The organism is Legionella norrlandica (genome assembly GCF_000770585.1).
GTDB classification, from domain to species: Bacteria; Pseudomonadota; Gammaproteobacteria; order Legionellales; family Legionellaceae; genus Legionella; species Legionella norrlandica.
Map to the genome: position 1 here is coordinate 1 of NZ_JNCF01000037.1, position 14,660 is coordinate 14,660.

A 14,660-nucleotide genomic window follows, 5' to 3' on the forward strand; every position below is an offset into this window, starting at 1 on the left:
CACATGATGCAATAATTTACAAACATCAATCACAGGCTTAAACAAAGCCAAATGATATTTTGATGTCTGAGCTAAGTTTGCTAAATCACGGTTTGATAAATTTTGAGCGGTTCAATTTTGTCTGGTGGTAATTCATTAAACTTCTCGAATTTGGATTGCATTCTTTCACCTTAATTCTATTCACTGGGGATAATTTAAGAAGGAATTATACATGAATTAATTGAAAGAGATTTGAGTGGTTTTAAATTGACCATAGAAAGAGAGTGCTCAGAAATATTCTTACATTAATGCAAGGTCACACCCTATCCATAATAATATCAGTAATATCTAAAGGGAATGTTTCCACCTGCTTGCCTTGAATCATCATGGTGCCATAACGCAGTACTCCTGATGCGCGCTCAGCGTCTATATTTTTTTGACGTAGCTTAAAAATTGGGCTCCTTCATTTTTCTTTAGTAGTTTGTTGTACTCTATTTTAAATTCTTCTAAAGAACTTTGCTCACATTCATTACTTATATCATAGATTGAGTCAAGTAGTTTTATATAGTTAGATTTAGTCATAATATTTTCCTTCGTTAAATTAAATTTTTCAGGAGTAATAATACCTAAAAATTATTAATACAATAATTTAAACAAATAGTTCAAAAATCATAAATATATTGCTTTTACAACTCTCTTGATTTGGTGTGGGGTAATATGCAATGAATTGAAATTACTAGAGTTCTCTTATCTGTCCCGCAAGGTCCAATTATAAGGACCGGGATTTTTCTGCAGTGAATGAGCAGGAAGCCAGTTTGATACCCTCAGATTTTCTAATCCTCTGATAAAACAACTTGAGTATTGTATTTTGTTCGATTAAGACAAAAACTGCTTCGAAATTGTTTGATATTTGGTTCATTAGCAAATACTCTTCTTGCAAACTCATTATAATCGCTCATATCTTTTACATGAATAATGAGTAAATAATCGGTATCACCAGAAACAAAATAGCATTGCATTACTTCAGGTTCTGCAGACATTTTTCGTTCGAAATGAGCCAAAAGATCTTCTCTTTGCTTTTCTAAAGTAATATTTACAAAGACAATTAATGGCTTACCCACTTTAAAAGGATCAACTAAAGAAACATCATGAAGGATAATACCTTCATCACGCAAACGCTTTACCCGCCTAAAACAAGGGGGTGCAGATATGCCCACTTTATCTGCAAGTGCTTGATTTGTAATTTGATTATCTTTTTGAAGAATGTTGAGAATTTTTCTATCTGTTTTATCTAACAATTCGTTCGGATGATTTTTATCATTCAATTTCGATTGAATTGGGGCGGTATTCTTTTTCATATATTACCTAAATTAGAAAAAATACATTATAAATAGTAATTTTTATAAAATAAATAAGAAATTTTTTTATTTAAATTTTATGTTAGATTATTTTTTCCTGAAAACCTGGAGAAAATCATGATTCATATAAGATTAGCTAATATTGATGATGTTAAAACCTTAAATGAATTAATTACTGTGTCTGCAAGGGAGTTAAGCCGAAATATTTACTCGGATCCAGAAATTGAAGGAGCAATTAATTATGTATTTGGTGTCGATACGGAATTAGTTAAAGATATGACGTATTTTGTTATAGAAAAAGATGGAGAAATAGCCGGTTGTGGGGGATGGAGTAAACGTAAAACATTATTCGGAGGCAATCAATTTTCATGTAGAGAAGAACCAGAATATCTCGATCCATCAAAAGATGCTGCAAAAATAAGAGCTTTTTTTATTCATCCAAAATTTGCCAGACAAGGCTTAGGAAGTATGCTGCTAAGACATTGTGAACGCGAAGCCTATTTCAATGGATTCACTCAACTAGAAATGATGGCTACACTTCCTGGCGTTAAACTATACACTGCATTAGCTTATAAGGCAGTTTCTGATGAAGTTGTTATGCTCCCTAATGATGTTCCTTTAAGGTTCATGCGTATGATTAAAAATTTAACGGAACATATGCTTGTTGAAAAAAACTCAGAAAAAAGAAATCCCCGATAACATCTATAAGATTATTTTGTGAGTTTATGAATGAACATGGGCTGCCTCTAAGCCAGCTCTGGTTCTTTTTTGAATTAATCTACGTTCAACTTGAGCAAGAGAGGGGAAAATATTAAAAATTAACTCTCTAGAAGCTGTGATTGTGTCAATAACTCCATCATTTCTGTAATTGCAACCAATCTTTTACAGGTAAGAAATCTGAATATAATTTTTCTTCTTCGCTGCCTTTCTCAGGATGCCAGTTATATTCCCAATGAACGACTGGAGGGAGAGACATCAATATGGACTCTGTCCTTCCTCCAGACTGTAAGCCAAATAAAGTACCTCGGTCATAAATTAAATTAAATTCAGCATAACGGCCTCTTCGGTAATTTTGAAATTCTTTTTCTCGCTGACCGTAAGGGAGATTTTTACGGCGAGTAACTATAGGTTCGTAGGCAAGAATAAAATGATCTCCTATGCTGCGCATAAGGTTAAAGCTGTAGTCAAAACTTATTTCATTATAATCATCAAAAAATAAACCACCGATACCGCGTGCTTCATTCCGGTGTTTAATAAAGAAATAGTCATCACACCAATGTTTGAATTTAGGATAAATGGTCTCTCCAAATGGCAAGCATGCTTTTAGTGCCGTTTGGTGCCAGTGTTGACAATCTTCGACAAACCCATAGTATGGAGTTAAATCGAATCCTCCACCAAACCACCACACAGGCTCGAATCCTTCTTTTTCTGCGATAAAAAATCGAACATTGGCATGTGTAGTCGGGACATAGGGATTTTGCGGATGAATCACCAAAGATACTCCTAATGCACTAAAATACCGACCTGCCAATTCTGGCCTTTGTGCACTGGCCGAAGGAGGTAATTGCTCACCTGAAACATGTGAAAAATTAACTCCTGCCTTTTCAAATACGTTGCCATTAACCATAACTCGACTTTTACCACCACCTCCGGCAGCGCGTTGCCACGAGTCTTCAAGAAACATGGCTTTTTCATCAAGTGTCTCAAGGGTTGTGCAAATTGCATTTTGCAGTTGAAGAAGATAGGATTTAATTTGCTCTATTGCATTATAAGGGAGTGTTTTTGAGGTTGACATAGTGAGTTTCTCCATATAGGGAATTCTTAGATAGCTCATTTTTGGATATTGGCACAATGGTTGCTTTTAACAAACAAACCGATTTCCATCTCTTGGCGGGTATACTAGCAGAAATCAGGTGATTCAGAAAATATTTCTGGTTTATGTTCTTATCCAATAGATATTGTATTACTCGATTTGCAAAGAATGCGGTGAATAAGGGGAAGAGAATGGTTGCAAATTCAACGAATGATTTCAGTCCGACTAGCGATTTAGTTGAAAATCCAACTAATCCTGAAAAAAGACAAAATTTGGGTCAACAAGATTTTTTGCGGTTAATGGTGGAGCAAATTAGAAATCAAGGTTCATTACAACGCCATACTCATAGCGAGTTTTTATCTCAACTAACACAGGGTAGCGCTAAAGAAGGAATCATAAAAATGCAAGAGTCCTTACAGCAATTAGTATCCTCTTTGCAATCTAATCAAGCGTTACAAGCCTCCGCTTTGGTAGGGCGTAAAGTTCTAGTCAACAGCGATGTGTTTTATTTAGGAGCAGAAGGAGAGACTAAGGCAACCATTGAAATGGTGTTAGGAGTTGCAAATCTTAATGCTTTCATTTATACGCAAGCAGGAGAATTAATAAAAGCCATTCCTTTGAGCCAACCTACATCGGGATTATTTCAATGGAGTTGGGATGGTACTAACCAAAGCAATCAACGGATGGAAGCTGGAAAATACATTATAAAAGTAAGTGGCACTTATGACGGAGAGGAAGTGGCCTTGAAAACTATGATTTCAACTAATGTGGATAGTGTCAAGCTTGGTCAGCATGGTGAGGATCTAAAACTTAATGTGGCTGGAATAGGTTCAATCTATTTGAACCAGGTAATGCAAATATTTGTATAAACATCAATAGGTTACTGATGTTTCAGTGCTTGAAAATATTCAAAGAAGTAGTAAGAGGTGCAATGCGATGCAACCCGGTGGATGTGATCTCTATTCAGAGATGCTACAATAGGCTGTTGCGTTTAATTAAAAGGCGATAGAAATGGCTGTACAAGGAATTGCTGCGAATGATTTTCAAGGATTAAATGAGTTAAAAGTTCAAGCAAAAAATAATGCAAAGGAAGGATTACCTGAAGCTGCCAAATTATTTGAAACTGTTTTCCTGCAATCCATGTTAAAGAGCAGGTGTATTGGACAATATTTCCTTGATGAATCAACTTCTTTCAATGAGAAGAATCCCATTACTTTTCAAGAAATATTAGATGGTCGATACGGCAGTGCCCTTGGCGAATCAAAAGAAACAGGTTCTGCAACGAGGTTAGCTAACCAACTGGATGCATCAGTAGGTATTCCCCTAAATAGCTCAAGTCATTCTTCTAATGAGATGAATAGTGCTACAATTTCTAATACTGAAATATCGTCTTCTATTATTGATGATTTTGTAAGATCTGTTTGGCCGATAGCAAAGCAAGCTGCGTCTTTAATTGGGTTAGATCCTAAACTTTTAATAGCACAAGCAGCCCTGGAAACAGGGTGGGGCAAATTTGTAGTGAAGGATACAAATGATTTCAGCAGCAATAATTTATTTAATATTAAGGCTACCGCGAATAGTCAGTCAGAGTCTGTTCAAATTAAAACAACAGAATATATTGCTGATATGCCTATTAAGGTTAATGCGTCATTTAGAAAGTATTCTTCCATAAAAGACAGTTTTCATGATTATATTTCGTTAATTAAAGAAAGCGAACGATATCGAACAGCTTTGGCAAACGCTGCGAACCCGGAACTGTATATGAATGAGTTAAGTAAAGCGGGATATGCTACTGATCCAAACTATACTAGCAAGATTTTATCAATTTATCATGGCAAGGAATTGAAACAAGCAATACTGCGATGTGAGTTATCCGCTCATGAGAATTGACTCAAACCCAAAAAGAAATAGACCCATGCGCTACTGGCGTCCCGGAGAGGATTCGAACCTCCGACCTGCCCCTTAGGAGGGGGCTGCGCTATCCATCTGTGCCACCGGGACTTTATTCATCAAACGCAAGTCTACCTTTATCAATGCAAAATGACAATGAAAATGCTTGCTCCCTAGATGAAAAAATCAAATATTAATGACCTACTAAGGTTAAATAATGCCTTTGAATTTCTCAAGCTTCTTTGCAAGTTCTTCCTCTCCTCGTTCAACACAGATTACCTCGTATCAATCTAGGATACCAGGTAACCATGCTGTATCTCGCTGGAATGCCAGAATTTTGTCTTACATCTCTGTGTAATTTGGCCCTCCGCCACCTTCAGGTGCCTGCCAAACTATATTCTGTCGAGGATCTTTGATGTCACAGGTTTTACAATGAATGCAATTTTGAGCGTTAATTTGCAAGTGGGGACCTTTATCTTTCTCTTCAATGATTTCATAAACAGCTGCGGGGCAATATCGACTTTCTGGAGAAGCGTATTGATTAAAGTTAACATCAATAGCTAATTTAGGTTGTTTTAGCTTAAGATGGCATGGCTGATTTTCTTCATGAAAGGTATTTGATAAAAATACTGAAGATAGCCTATCAAAAGTGATTACACCATCTGGTTTAGGGTAGTCTATTTGTTTGGCTTTTTCTGCTGGAATTAGGGTTTTATGATCGGCATGATTTTTTAGTGTCCATGGAGAGTATCCTCGGCTAATATATGTTTCAAAAGCTGCGTTGATTAAGCCTGGGAATAAACCGCGTTTGAATCCAGGTCTGATATTCCGTACTGCATAGAGTTCTTGCTTTAACCAGGATTGATTTACTTTTTCAGGATATCCTGTTAACTCGAATGAACCACTTCTTTCTTCATTTAGAGCTTCAAAACAAGCTTGTGCAGCAAGCATTCCCGATTGCATTGCTGTGTGTATTCCTTTGATTTTCGGCACATTTAAAAAACCAGCTGCATCACCAATCAAAGCACCGCCAGGAAAGGTCAATTTAGGAAGAGACTGCCACCCGCCTTCATTAAGAGCTCTAGCCCCATAGCAGATTCGTTCTCCTCCAGTCAGTACAGATTTTATAAGAGGGTGCGTTTTAAATCGCTGAAACTCTCCATAAGGGCTTAACCAAGGGTTTTTATAATCAAGCCCTACAACAAAACCTATGGCAACTCTTTGCCCTGAAAGATGGTATAAAAATGAGCCACCATAAGTGGCATGATTTAGAGGCCAGCCAACAGTGTGTATTACTTTTCCTGGCTCATGTTTGGAGGCATCAATTTGCCAAATTTCTTTAATTCCGATGCCATAAGTTTGTGGTTGTGACTGGTCTCTTAAATGATATCGTGACATTAGGAGTTGACTCAGTTGTCCACGACATCCTTCCGCAAATAAAGTTTGTTTGGCTAATAAATGCATACCTGGCTGATAATTATTGGTTTTTTCTCCTTGTTTATCAATTCCTACAGCGCCTGTAGCAACACCAATGACTTGATTTTTATCATTGTAGAGAATTTCTGCAGCAGCAAAACCAGGGTATATTTCACACCCCAACGCTTCAGCCTGTTCTGCAAGAAATTTGCAGAGCTCCCCTAAACTGATAATAAAATTTCCCTCATTGCGCATTGGCTTAGGGGTAGGGAGTTTGAATGATTTGCTTGGGGTTAGAAAATAAAACAAATCTTTGTGGACAGGGGTGTCCAGTGGAGCCTGTTCCCAGCTATCGGGTAATAGCTCTTTTAAGCTTGTTGGTTCTAAAACTGCGCCCGAAAGAATATGGGCGCCAACTTGAGCCCCTTTTTCTAATATACAAATATTGATTTCTTTTTGAGAGGCTAAGGCAAGTTGCTTTAATTTAATTGCAGCGGATAATCCAGACGGTCCTGCACCAACTATGATAACATCAAATTCCATCGTTTCGTGTTCCACACGTACTACTCCTAACTTAAAAATTTAAAAATGATCGCTTTTATATGACCTAAGATCAAGATTAAATTTTATATTTAGTTTTTGAAATCATTTAATTCATCTCAATTATGATCTGATAGGAATAACCTGGCTTGGATGAAATGTAATTCGAAGAGGTTAACAGTAATAACCTATAAGGGTTATGGCTAATAAACAAAAAATTCACCAATTGATAAATATCAGGTTAAAATAGTCACGCTTTGTAACAATATAATTAGAGTATGATTCATGAATAACAGGAAATCTAAAGAATTACCAAAAACATTAGGTCGATTTTTTTGGCATTTCATAAAAAAACAGCCTGTTGCTTTTACTGTTTTTTTTATAGCGCCAATCGCAATGGTGTTGGAGAATAACGCTATTCCTTACTCTTTGAAAATGATTGTTGATGCGTTGGGAACTCACTCTAAGAACGAAAATATTTTTGTTGCAGTGGCACCTGCTCTATGGATAGGTGGTGGTTCTTGGTTTGCTTTAATCGTTATTTTGCGCTTGCAAAACTGGTGGCAAGGCTATGTGATACCGCAATTTCAGGCTGATGTCAGAATGTCGGTCATGGAATATTTGAGCCGGCAGTCCTATCATTATTTTTCTAATCAAATGGCGGGAAGTTTAGCGAATAAGGTGAATGACTTACCCCGAGCTTTGGATTCTATATTTAACATTATCACTTGGTATGCTATTGCAGCATTCGCTTCTATTATGGTGGCATTAATTTTGATGTGCACAATTAATTATTGGTTTGCTGTTATCTTATTAAGCTGGATCATTTTTCAACTGTATATCAGTTTCAGGTTGTCAAAAAAAGTTGATCAATATTCCAAAGAAAATGCCGAAGACAAAAGCCAATTAAGCGGCAGAATTGTAGACAGTCTAAGTAATGCCAGTGTGGTAAAGCTCTTTGCTCGCTCTCGGGAAGAGTTGTCCTATATTAACTTAAGTCAAAGTAATGAAGTTCGGAGTAATAAAAAATTAACGATTTATATGAATATATTTCGTTTATATTTGGATATCCCTGTCACAGTAATGTTAGTCGCTATGGTGTACTGCCTACTAACATTTTGGAATAGGGGACTCATTACAACTGGTGATTTCGTTTTTATATTTAATGTTTCTTTTGCCATTATGTCGCAGATCTGGTACTTGTGTCATGCTATAGCTGAATTGTTTCGTGAAATAGGCATCGCAAGACAGGCCATAGCTTTGCTTAGCTCTCCCCTTGAAGTACAAGACGTTACAGACGCTCAATCCCTGGTAGTGACAGAAGGGAGGGTAGAATTTGATAATGTAACTTTTCATTATAATCAAGGGAAAAAAGTTTTTGAAAACAAGTCAGTGATAATTAAACCTAAACAACGTGTGGGCCTGGTAGGTTTTTCAGGAAGTGGTAAAACAACTTTTACTCATTTGATTCTACGTTTATTTAATGTCGAATCAGGAAGAATTCTGATTGATGACCAAGATATTAGTAAGGTAACGCAGGATTCTTTACGCGCTGCAATAAGTATGATTCCTCAAGATACGACTTTGTTTCATAGAACGTTAATGGAAAATATTCGTTATGGAAATCCTAATGCTACTGATGAAGAAGTCATTAAGGCTGCTCAACAAGCATGTTGTGATGATTTTATTTCGCTTTTGCCTGATGGTTACGACACACTGGTTGGAGAAAGAGGAATTAAATTATCGGGAGGACAAAGGCAGCGTATCGCAATTGCTCGTGCTATTTTAAAAAATACGAAGATCTTGATATTAGATGAAGCTACTTCTCAACTTGATTCTTTGACAGAAGAAGCCATACAAAACTCATTATGGCTGTTAATGAAGTCTAAAACTACAATAGTAATTGCCCATCGTTTATCAACATTATTGCATATGGATAGAATTTTAGTATTTGAAGCAGGAAAAATCATTGAAGATGGAACGCATGAGGAACTATTATCAAAGAATGGCTTATATAAATCCATGTGGGATGCTCAGGTGGGCGGATTCTTACCCGAATTGGATCGAGATAGAGATAACTGGAGTGAATAAATAGGCATCAAATGCTATGATTTAATGAACGACAACATTAACCTTGAGAATTGAACTTAATGAGGCAGATATGAAAATATTGTTGGGTTGCTTTATGTTAGCATTCTCAGTGCTTGCGCAGGCTGGGGATGATGTCACTATGAAAGTCAGCTCTAAAGATCCGAGTTTTGTTGTAAGTTTGGCAGCGAATCCTACTACTGGTTATCAATGGTCAATAGTAACTTTTGATGAAAATTTGCTTACTTTGAGCAATAGTGTTTATGAAAAGCCTCAGACTAACTTGATAGGCGCTGGTGGAAAAATGTTATTTATTTTTAATTTGAATAAAGGTAAAACCTACCCTAAACAAACCAAAATGACATTTAAGTATGCTCGAGCTTGGGAGCCTGCAAGCGGCACAACAAAAAAAGTAATAATTAATTTTGTTGATCCAGCTCAAAATTAAAAAACAAATTGTATATATTACTAGAGATAGAGAAGGTTCTGCGCTGATAAATGCTTGTTCCAGGATGTGATTTAAAGTGGGGCTTATCAGACCCCACAATCCTCTCCCCATGCGCTATGCGCGCGGTGGTGAGGAGGCTAGAAGTATCTGGGGAGTTTTATTTTTCATGCGTAGGGGTAGGCCTTGATGCTCATTTGTGATCCAACCATCCGTTTTTGATTAATATGGGTGTTATTTTGTCATTTGGTTGATGATTTTAGTTAGATGCTTTGATTGGTTCTCCTTTTTCTAAAAGGCAGATATCTGGGTTCCCAAAAGAGCTCATCAATTAGTCTAACCAGATCCTTGTCTTGATTTTTTTGTGCATAACCTGAATCTATTGCGCATTGAGCTACGGCAATGGCTATCTCTTTAGCTACAATTTGAGCATTATCTAATGAAGGTAATAGAGGTAAAAAGCTGTCTTTCCTGCTAGGTGCGAATTTGCTTAAGGTTTGAGCTGCTGCCAATATCATGTCTTTTGTCAAACGAGAGGCGCTCACAGCTAAAACACCTAACCCGATGCCAGGGAATACCAGGGCATTATTGCATTGAGCTATTTGTACCATTCTGTTTTGATACTCAATGGCAGGGAACGCAGTTCCAGTCGCAATTAATGCTCGCCCCTTACTCCAGGCCAGAATATCAGCTGGTTGTGCTTCGCATTTATCATCAGGATTGGATAAAGGGAAAATAATAGGGCGCTCGCAGGCAGCAGACATAGTTTCAATAATATCTTGTGAAAAGGCACCTGTTTGAGCGGAGCAGCCAATTAAAATAGTAGGCTTAACATGCCTAATTGTATCCGTAAAAGAAGGAGACTGCCTGTTATTGATGTCCCAGGATTGAATGCTTTTGGGGTCGCGTGCATAAGGCTTTTGTGCATCAGTTAATTCTTGGTCTGTAGCCAGTAACAGGCCTTGTCGGTCGATCAGCCAGAATCTTTCGTAGGCATCAGCAAGATTCAATCCATTTTTGACCATTGCTTCAATCATCTGATCACTAATGCCAGTACCTGCAGAACCTGCTCCGAATACCACTATTCTTTGTTCATGCAGGGGAAGCCCGGTTACATCACAAGCTGCTAAAATAGCAGCCAGAGTTACAGCGCCCGTGCCCTGGATATCATCATTAAAGGTACACAACTCGTCCTGGAATTGGTCCAGGATGCGCCTGGCGTTCCCTCGACCAAAGTCTTCCCAATGTAAAAAGGCATTAGGAAATTGTTTATGAATTTCGTTGACAAAAGTTTTTATAAAATCATCGTATTCAGAACTTTTAATCCGTGGATGACGGCAACCAAGATACATAGGGTCATTTAATAAAGCCTGGTTATTGGTTCCGACATCGAGAAAGACTGGTAACGTTCGTGTAGGATCGATACCACCACATAGACTATAGACCATAAGCTTAGCAACAGGTATATCCATTCCGCCTATCCCTTGATCGCCAATACCCAAGACTCCTTCCCCATCAGTCACTACAATAAGATCTATTTCTGGGTTTGATCGGTTATTAATTATTTCTTCGATTTGATTTTTATCTGAATGAGCAATATACAAACCTCGAGGTTGCCTATACTCATGGCTAAATCGCTTCACTGCTGTACCAACAATTGGGGTATAAATGATTGGCAACATTTCGCCTAAATGACGACTTAACAACTTATAAAACAATATTTGATTTTTATCATGTAGGTTATTTAAATAAATATGTTGTTGTAAGCGTGTTGTGTAACCTGAATATTGAAGATAGGCACGCTTCACTTGCTCATCCAGTGTTTCGACACGATTTGGCAGTTTACCTAACAAACCAAACTCTTTTCGCTCTTCCTGGGTAAAGGCAGTTCCTTTATTTAATTGTGGAGTGGTCAGTAGAGGTTTTCCGCATAATGAAGTTTCTATGTATAATTCGCCCGTTTGCGGATCACGATTCAATCTAAAATCAAGCATGTGGTATATTCTCATTAAGATAGCGTTACTAGCTGACTGGTGATAATATCGACTTTTTGTAGTTTACATCAAGAGGGTGAGTATGAATAAATACTTGGTGATAATATTAATAGCATTGGGATTAGTTTCTTGTCAGTTTAAAAAAGATGAGCAGTATTATCGTTCCCATCCTTCCGAACTACAAAAGGCTTTAAAATTATGTCCCAATAAGCAACCTGATGAGTTAAATTGTCAGCAATTAGAGGAAATAGGCAGGAGAATGAATAATTTAGCCTATCAATTACAACGTAGCCCACAAGAGTTTGGCAATAAAATTTTAGATTTGCAGCAAGTCATTGCCAAACAGCAAATGGAAATAGCTAAGAAGAATACCAATACTGAATTGCAAGACTCCTTGGAGAAGAATCAAGAGGAACTTGCTTACTATTTAGCAGTTGTAAAATGGTTGGAGTCGCCAGAGAGTTAATATGAAAATATTAGTAAGTAATGACGATGGAGTTTTGGCTGAAGGCATTAAGGTGTTAGCCAATAAGTTAACAACTATAGGAAAAGTCGAAGTGGTTGCCCCTGATAGAAACAGAAGCGGTGCAAGTAATTCATTGACTTTGAGACAACCTTTAAGAGTTAAACAATTGGAGAATGGCTATTACAGTGTCGATGGGACACCTACTGATTGCGTACATTTGGCATTAACTGGATTTTTAGATCCCATAGCAGACATAGTAGTATCTGGTATTAATGAAGGTGCTAATTTAGGCGATGATGTGCTTTATTCTGGTACAGTAGCAGCAGCTATGGAAGGTCGCTACCTGGGATTGCCTGCCATAGCTGTTTCAATGGTAGGAGATAACATACAGCATTATGAAACAGCGGCAATTATTGCCAAGCAGTTAATTATAAAATTAAGTATTAACAAATTACCCTCTCAAACCATTTTAAATGTTAATGTTCCCGACTTGCCTCTGGACAAGATAAGAGGTTTACAAGTGACACGATTGGGGACTCGTCATTGTGCAGAACCTATTATTAAAGAATATGATCCCAGAGGAAGGACAATTTACTGGGTTGGCCCACCAGGACCAGAAGCAGATGCAGGCCCTGGTACTGATTTTTATGCAATTAAAACAGGCCATGTCTCTGTAACACCGCTCCATTTAGATATGACTCACTATAAACTATTTGATCATTTATCTAACTTACTTAACGGAATTTGCATAGAAAATTGATAACTTAATAAATGAGATAATAATAATGCGCTTATTTTGCAAACAGTTCATTTGTCTTTTTCTTATGTTAAATCTTGCCGGATGTGGGACAAGAAGTGATTTGGCTCCCGTTACAGAGTTAAAATGGCAACCTTTTTCAAAATATCAGAAATTTCATACAGTACGACATGGTGAGACACTGTATGCCATTGCTTTTAGATATGATACAGATTATAGAAGGCTTGCCTTGATAAATCATTTAAGGCCACCGTATTCCTTGCGGGTGGGGCAGGTTTTAACTTTGAAGGGTATTATGCCAAGATCTCATCAGTCTAATTCTGTTTATTACAGAAATAATGTGCAAAGACCTTATAAACCCCAACAAAATGTTATTTATTCTCCAGCTTATAATGTACGCTCTTCCTCAGGTTGGTTATGGCCTGTTACAGGTCGTGTTGTTACAACTTTTGTTCCTTCACAAGGTAAAAAAGGCATAAATATTGCATGCAAAAAAGGTGAAAAAGTTAGAGCTTCCACAAGTGGTGTAGTGGCTTATGCTGGAAGTGGTTTACCAGGGTATGGTAATTTAATTATTATCAAGCATAATAATGAATATCTAACCGCTTATGCTAATAATGCGAAAAATTTAGTTCAAGAAGGACAAAGAGTTAATTCAGGGCAGGTAATAGCGGAAGCTGGTTTGATAGATAGGGTATATTGGGGTGTGCATTTTGAAATAAGAAAGGCAGGAATGCCAGTCAACCCGTTGAATTATCTACCAAAAGGTTGACATATAGCTTATAGTTATAGATAGACTTGTTGAGAAGTAAAAGCTATTTCAAGGCATGGCTAACATATAGGTGATACAATGCAAGATGAAGAAGACCCAATTAAAGATAAGGAAATCAAGGAAGACGAATGGTCTGAGCCTGATGATGATTCTCTTTTATCAGAAGAAGATATTGAACCCGATATCGAAAAAACGGAGGACGAAGATCTTGAAGAGTTCCCAGAGTTTGGAGATGAGGAAGCTTTTCCTTCCTTTCCTCGTGGAAAAAATATTGCCAAAGCTTTAGACGCTACTCAGCTTTATTTAAGTGAGATTGGATTTTCACCTTTGCTTACGGCGGAAGAAGAGATTCATTATGCCACCCTTGCTTTGAAGGGTGATATGGAAGCACGTAAGAAAATGATCGAGTCTAATTTACGGTTGGTTGTGAAAATAGCCAGACGTTACCTTAATAGGGGATTACCACTTCTCGATCTAATTGAGGAAGGTAATCTGGGTTTAATGAAATCTGTTGAAAAATTTGACCCTAAGAGGGGATTTCGATTTTCAACTTATGCGACCTGGTGGATTAGACAAACAATAGAACGAGCAATTATGAATCAAACGAGAACTATTCGTTTGCCTATCCATGTAGTGAAAGAGCTGAATGTTTATCTACGAGCCGCAAGGCAACTCACCCAAAAACTGGATCATGAGCCGTCTCCAGAAGAAATAGCAGAAATGGTTGATAAACCATTAGAGGATGTTCAAAAATTATTGGGTTTGAATGATAAAGTGACTTCAGTCGATACGCCAATTGGATTTGATGAAACAAAGTCCCTATTGGATACTATTGCTGATGAGAACAGTGTAAATCCAGCAGAATTATTAACTAATGAGAATTTGAGGCAGCATATAGAATCTCTACTGGATAAATTAACTGAAAACCAGCAACAGGTTATTGCCAGGCGATTTGGGTTGAGAGGCTTCGAAAAAGCTACTCTTGAGGATGTTGGTAAGGAAATTGATTTGACAAGAGAACGTGTTCGCCAAATCCAGGTTGAAGCGTTGAAAACACTAAGAACCTTGCTGGAAAGGGTTGGATTAACTCAAGAGGATCTGTTTTAATTTTTAATCCTCGATACAGCGTGAATAGTTACTTT

Annotated in this window: 14 protein-coding genes and 1 tRNA gene; 9 read left to right on the forward strand and 6 right to left on the reverse strand. The window is 37.4% G+C overall.

Annotation, left to right across the window (positions count from 1 at the left end; genetic code table 11):
* Positions 1-812: 812 nt before the first annotated feature.
* Positions 813-1,337, reverse strand: a complete 525-nt coding sequence (locus OK13_RS09310) for an Lrp/AsnC family transcriptional regulator (protein WP_035890425.1) — start codon at positions 1,335-1,337, stop codon at positions 813-815.
* 117 nt (positions 1,338-1,454) lie between these two features.
* Between OK13_RS09310 and OK13_RS09315 the strand changes: the two genes are divergently transcribed.
* Positions 1,455-2,036 (forward strand): GNAT family N-acetyltransferase, encoded by a 582-nt coding sequence (locus OK13_RS09315; protein WP_052117633.1) that lies wholly within the window; start codon positions 1,455-1,457, stop codon positions 2,034-2,036.
* Between the two features lie 24 nt (positions 2,037-2,060).
* Here the strand turns inward: OK13_RS09315 and OK13_RS15350 are convergent, their stop codons facing one another.
* On the reverse strand, positions 2,061-2,216 hold the full coding sequence (locus OK13_RS15350) for a recombinase family protein (RefSeq protein WP_152571653.1): 156 nt from the start codon (positions 2,214-2,216) through the stop codon (positions 2,061-2,063).
* Positions 2,194-3,132: an oxygen-dependent coproporphyrinogen oxidase gene (gene hemF, locus OK13_RS09320; protein ID WP_035890426.1), complete on the reverse strand. Its 939-nt coding sequence runs from the start codon at positions 3,130-3,132 to the stop codon at positions 2,194-2,196. Before hemF ends, OK13_RS15350 begins: the two co-directional genes overlap by 23 nt.
* Positions 3,133-3,341: 209 nt before the next feature.
* Between hemF and OK13_RS09325 the strand changes: the two genes are divergently transcribed.
* Positions 3,342-4,019, forward strand: a complete 678-nt coding sequence (locus OK13_RS09325) for a flagellar hook assembly protein FlgD (RefSeq protein ID WP_035890427.1) — start codon at positions 3,342-3,344, stop codon at positions 4,017-4,019.
* A gap of 142 nt (positions 4,020-4,161) precedes the next feature.
* The gene (locus tag OK13_RS09330; RefSeq protein ID WP_035890428.1) at positions 4,162-5,040 is read left to right on the forward strand and encodes a glucosaminidase domain-containing protein; all 879 of its coding nucleotides are present in this window, start codon (positions 4,162-4,164) and stop codon (positions 5,038-5,040) included.
* 34 nt (positions 5,041-5,074) lie between these two features.
* Here OK13_RS09330 and OK13_RS09335 read toward each other — a convergent pair.
* Positions 5,075-5,151 (reverse strand) — tRNA-Arg (locus OK13_RS09335).
* A 231-nt stretch (positions 5,152-5,382) separates the two neighbouring features.
* The gene (locus tag OK13_RS09340) at positions 5,383-7,014 is read right to left on the reverse strand and encodes an electron transfer flavoprotein-ubiquinone oxidoreductase (protein WP_035890429.1); all 1,632 of its coding nucleotides are present in this window, start codon (positions 7,012-7,014) and stop codon (positions 5,383-5,385) included.
* A 267-nt stretch (positions 7,015-7,281) separates the two neighbouring features.
* Between OK13_RS09340 and OK13_RS09345 the strand changes: the two genes are divergently transcribed.
* Both OK13_RS09345 and OK13_RS09350 read left to right on the forward strand, forming a co-directional pair.
* Positions 7,282-9,087: an ABC transporter ATP-binding protein gene (locus OK13_RS09345; RefSeq protein WP_035890430.1), complete on the forward strand. Its 1,806-nt coding sequence runs from the start codon at positions 7,282-7,284 to the stop codon at positions 9,085-9,087.
* Positions 9,088-9,157: 70 nt separating this feature from the next.
* The gene (locus OK13_RS09350; protein ID WP_035890431.1) at positions 9,158-9,532 is read left to right on the forward strand and encodes a protease inhibitor I42 family protein; all 375 of its coding nucleotides are present in this window, start codon (positions 9,158-9,160) and stop codon (positions 9,530-9,532) included.
* A 260-nt stretch (positions 9,533-9,792) separates the two neighbouring features.
* Here the strand turns inward: OK13_RS09350 and OK13_RS09355 are convergent, their stop codons facing one another.
* On the reverse strand, positions 9,793-11,523 hold the full coding sequence (locus OK13_RS09355) for an NAD-dependent malic enzyme (protein ID WP_035890432.1): 1,731 nt from the start codon (positions 11,521-11,523) through the stop codon (positions 9,793-9,795).
* 82 nt (positions 11,524-11,605) lie between these two features.
* On the opposite strand from OK13_RS09355, the gene OK13_RS09360 reads away from it, so the two are divergent.
* The 4 genes from OK13_RS09360 to rpoS all read left to right on the forward strand — a co-directional run bounded on the left by OK13_RS09360 (position 11,606) and on the right by rpoS (position 14,625).
* Complete coding sequence (locus OK13_RS09360) at positions 11,606-11,989, forward strand: EexN family lipoprotein (RefSeq protein WP_035890433.1); 384 nt, start codon at positions 11,606-11,608, stop codon at positions 11,987-11,989.
* Between the two features lies 1 nt (position 11,990).
* Positions 11,991-12,749 (forward strand): 5'/3'-nucleotidase SurE, encoded by a 759-nt coding sequence (gene surE / locus OK13_RS09365; protein WP_035890434.1) that lies wholly within the window; start codon positions 11,991-11,993, stop codon positions 12,747-12,749.
* Between the two features lie 25 nt (positions 12,750-12,774).
* Positions 12,775-13,518: a peptidoglycan DD-metalloendopeptidase family protein gene (locus OK13_RS09370; RefSeq protein WP_173402502.1), complete on the forward strand. Its 744-nt coding sequence runs from the start codon at positions 12,775-12,777 to the stop codon at positions 13,516-13,518.
* 78 nt (positions 13,519-13,596) lie between these two features.
* A complete protein-coding gene (gene rpoS, locus OK13_RS09375; RefSeq protein WP_035890439.1) occupies positions 13,597-14,625 on the forward strand; it encodes an RNA polymerase sigma factor RpoS in 1,029 nt (342 codons plus the stop codon).
* The last annotated feature ends 35 nt before the right edge of the window (positions 14,626-14,660 follow it).

Bases quoted from the DNA above. Each gene is read 5' to 3' on its own strand.
- OK13_RS09330 (WP_035890428.1), top strand. From the start codon at position 4,162: ATGGCTGTACAAGGAATTGCTGCGAATGATTTTCAAGGATTAAATGAG.
- OK13_RS09310 (WP_035890425.1), bottom strand. From the start codon at position 1,337: ATGAAAAAGAATACCGCCCCAATTCAATCGAAATTGAATGATAAAAAT.
- OK13_RS09350 (WP_035890431.1), top strand. From the start codon at position 9,158: ATGAAAATATTGTTGGGTTGCTTTATGTTAGCATTCTCAGTGCTTGCG.
- OK13_RS09315 (WP_052117633.1), top strand. From the start codon at position 1,455: ATGATTCATATAAGATTAGCTAATATTGATGATGTTAAAACCTTAAAT.
- hemF (WP_035890426.1), bottom strand. From the start codon at position 3,132: ATGTCAACCTCAAAAACACTCCCTTATAATGCAATAGAGCAAATTAAA.
- OK13_RS09325 (WP_035890427.1), top strand. From the start codon at position 3,342: ATGGTTGCAAATTCAACGAATGATTTCAGTCCGACTAGCGATTTAGTT.
- OK13_RS09360 (WP_035890433.1), top strand. From the start codon at position 11,606: ATGAATAAATACTTGGTGATAATATTAATAGCATTGGGATTAGTTTCT.
- OK13_RS09370 (WP_173402502.1), top strand. From the start codon at position 12,775: ATGCGCTTATTTTGCAAACAGTTCATTTGTCTTTTTCTTATGTTAAAT.
- surE (WP_035890434.1), top strand. From the start codon at position 11,991: ATGAAAATATTAGTAAGTAATGACGATGGAGTTTTGGCTGAAGGCATT.
- OK13_RS09345 (WP_035890430.1), top strand. From the start codon at position 7,282: ATGAATAACAGGAAATCTAAAGAATTACCAAAAACATTAGGTCGATTT.
- OK13_RS09355 (WP_035890432.1), bottom strand. From the start codon at position 11,523: ATGCTTGATTTTAGATTGAATCGTGATCCGCAAACGGGCGAATTATAC.
- rpoS (WP_035890439.1), top strand. From the start codon at position 13,597: ATGCAAGATGAAGAAGACCCAATTAAAGATAAGGAAATCAAGGAAGAC.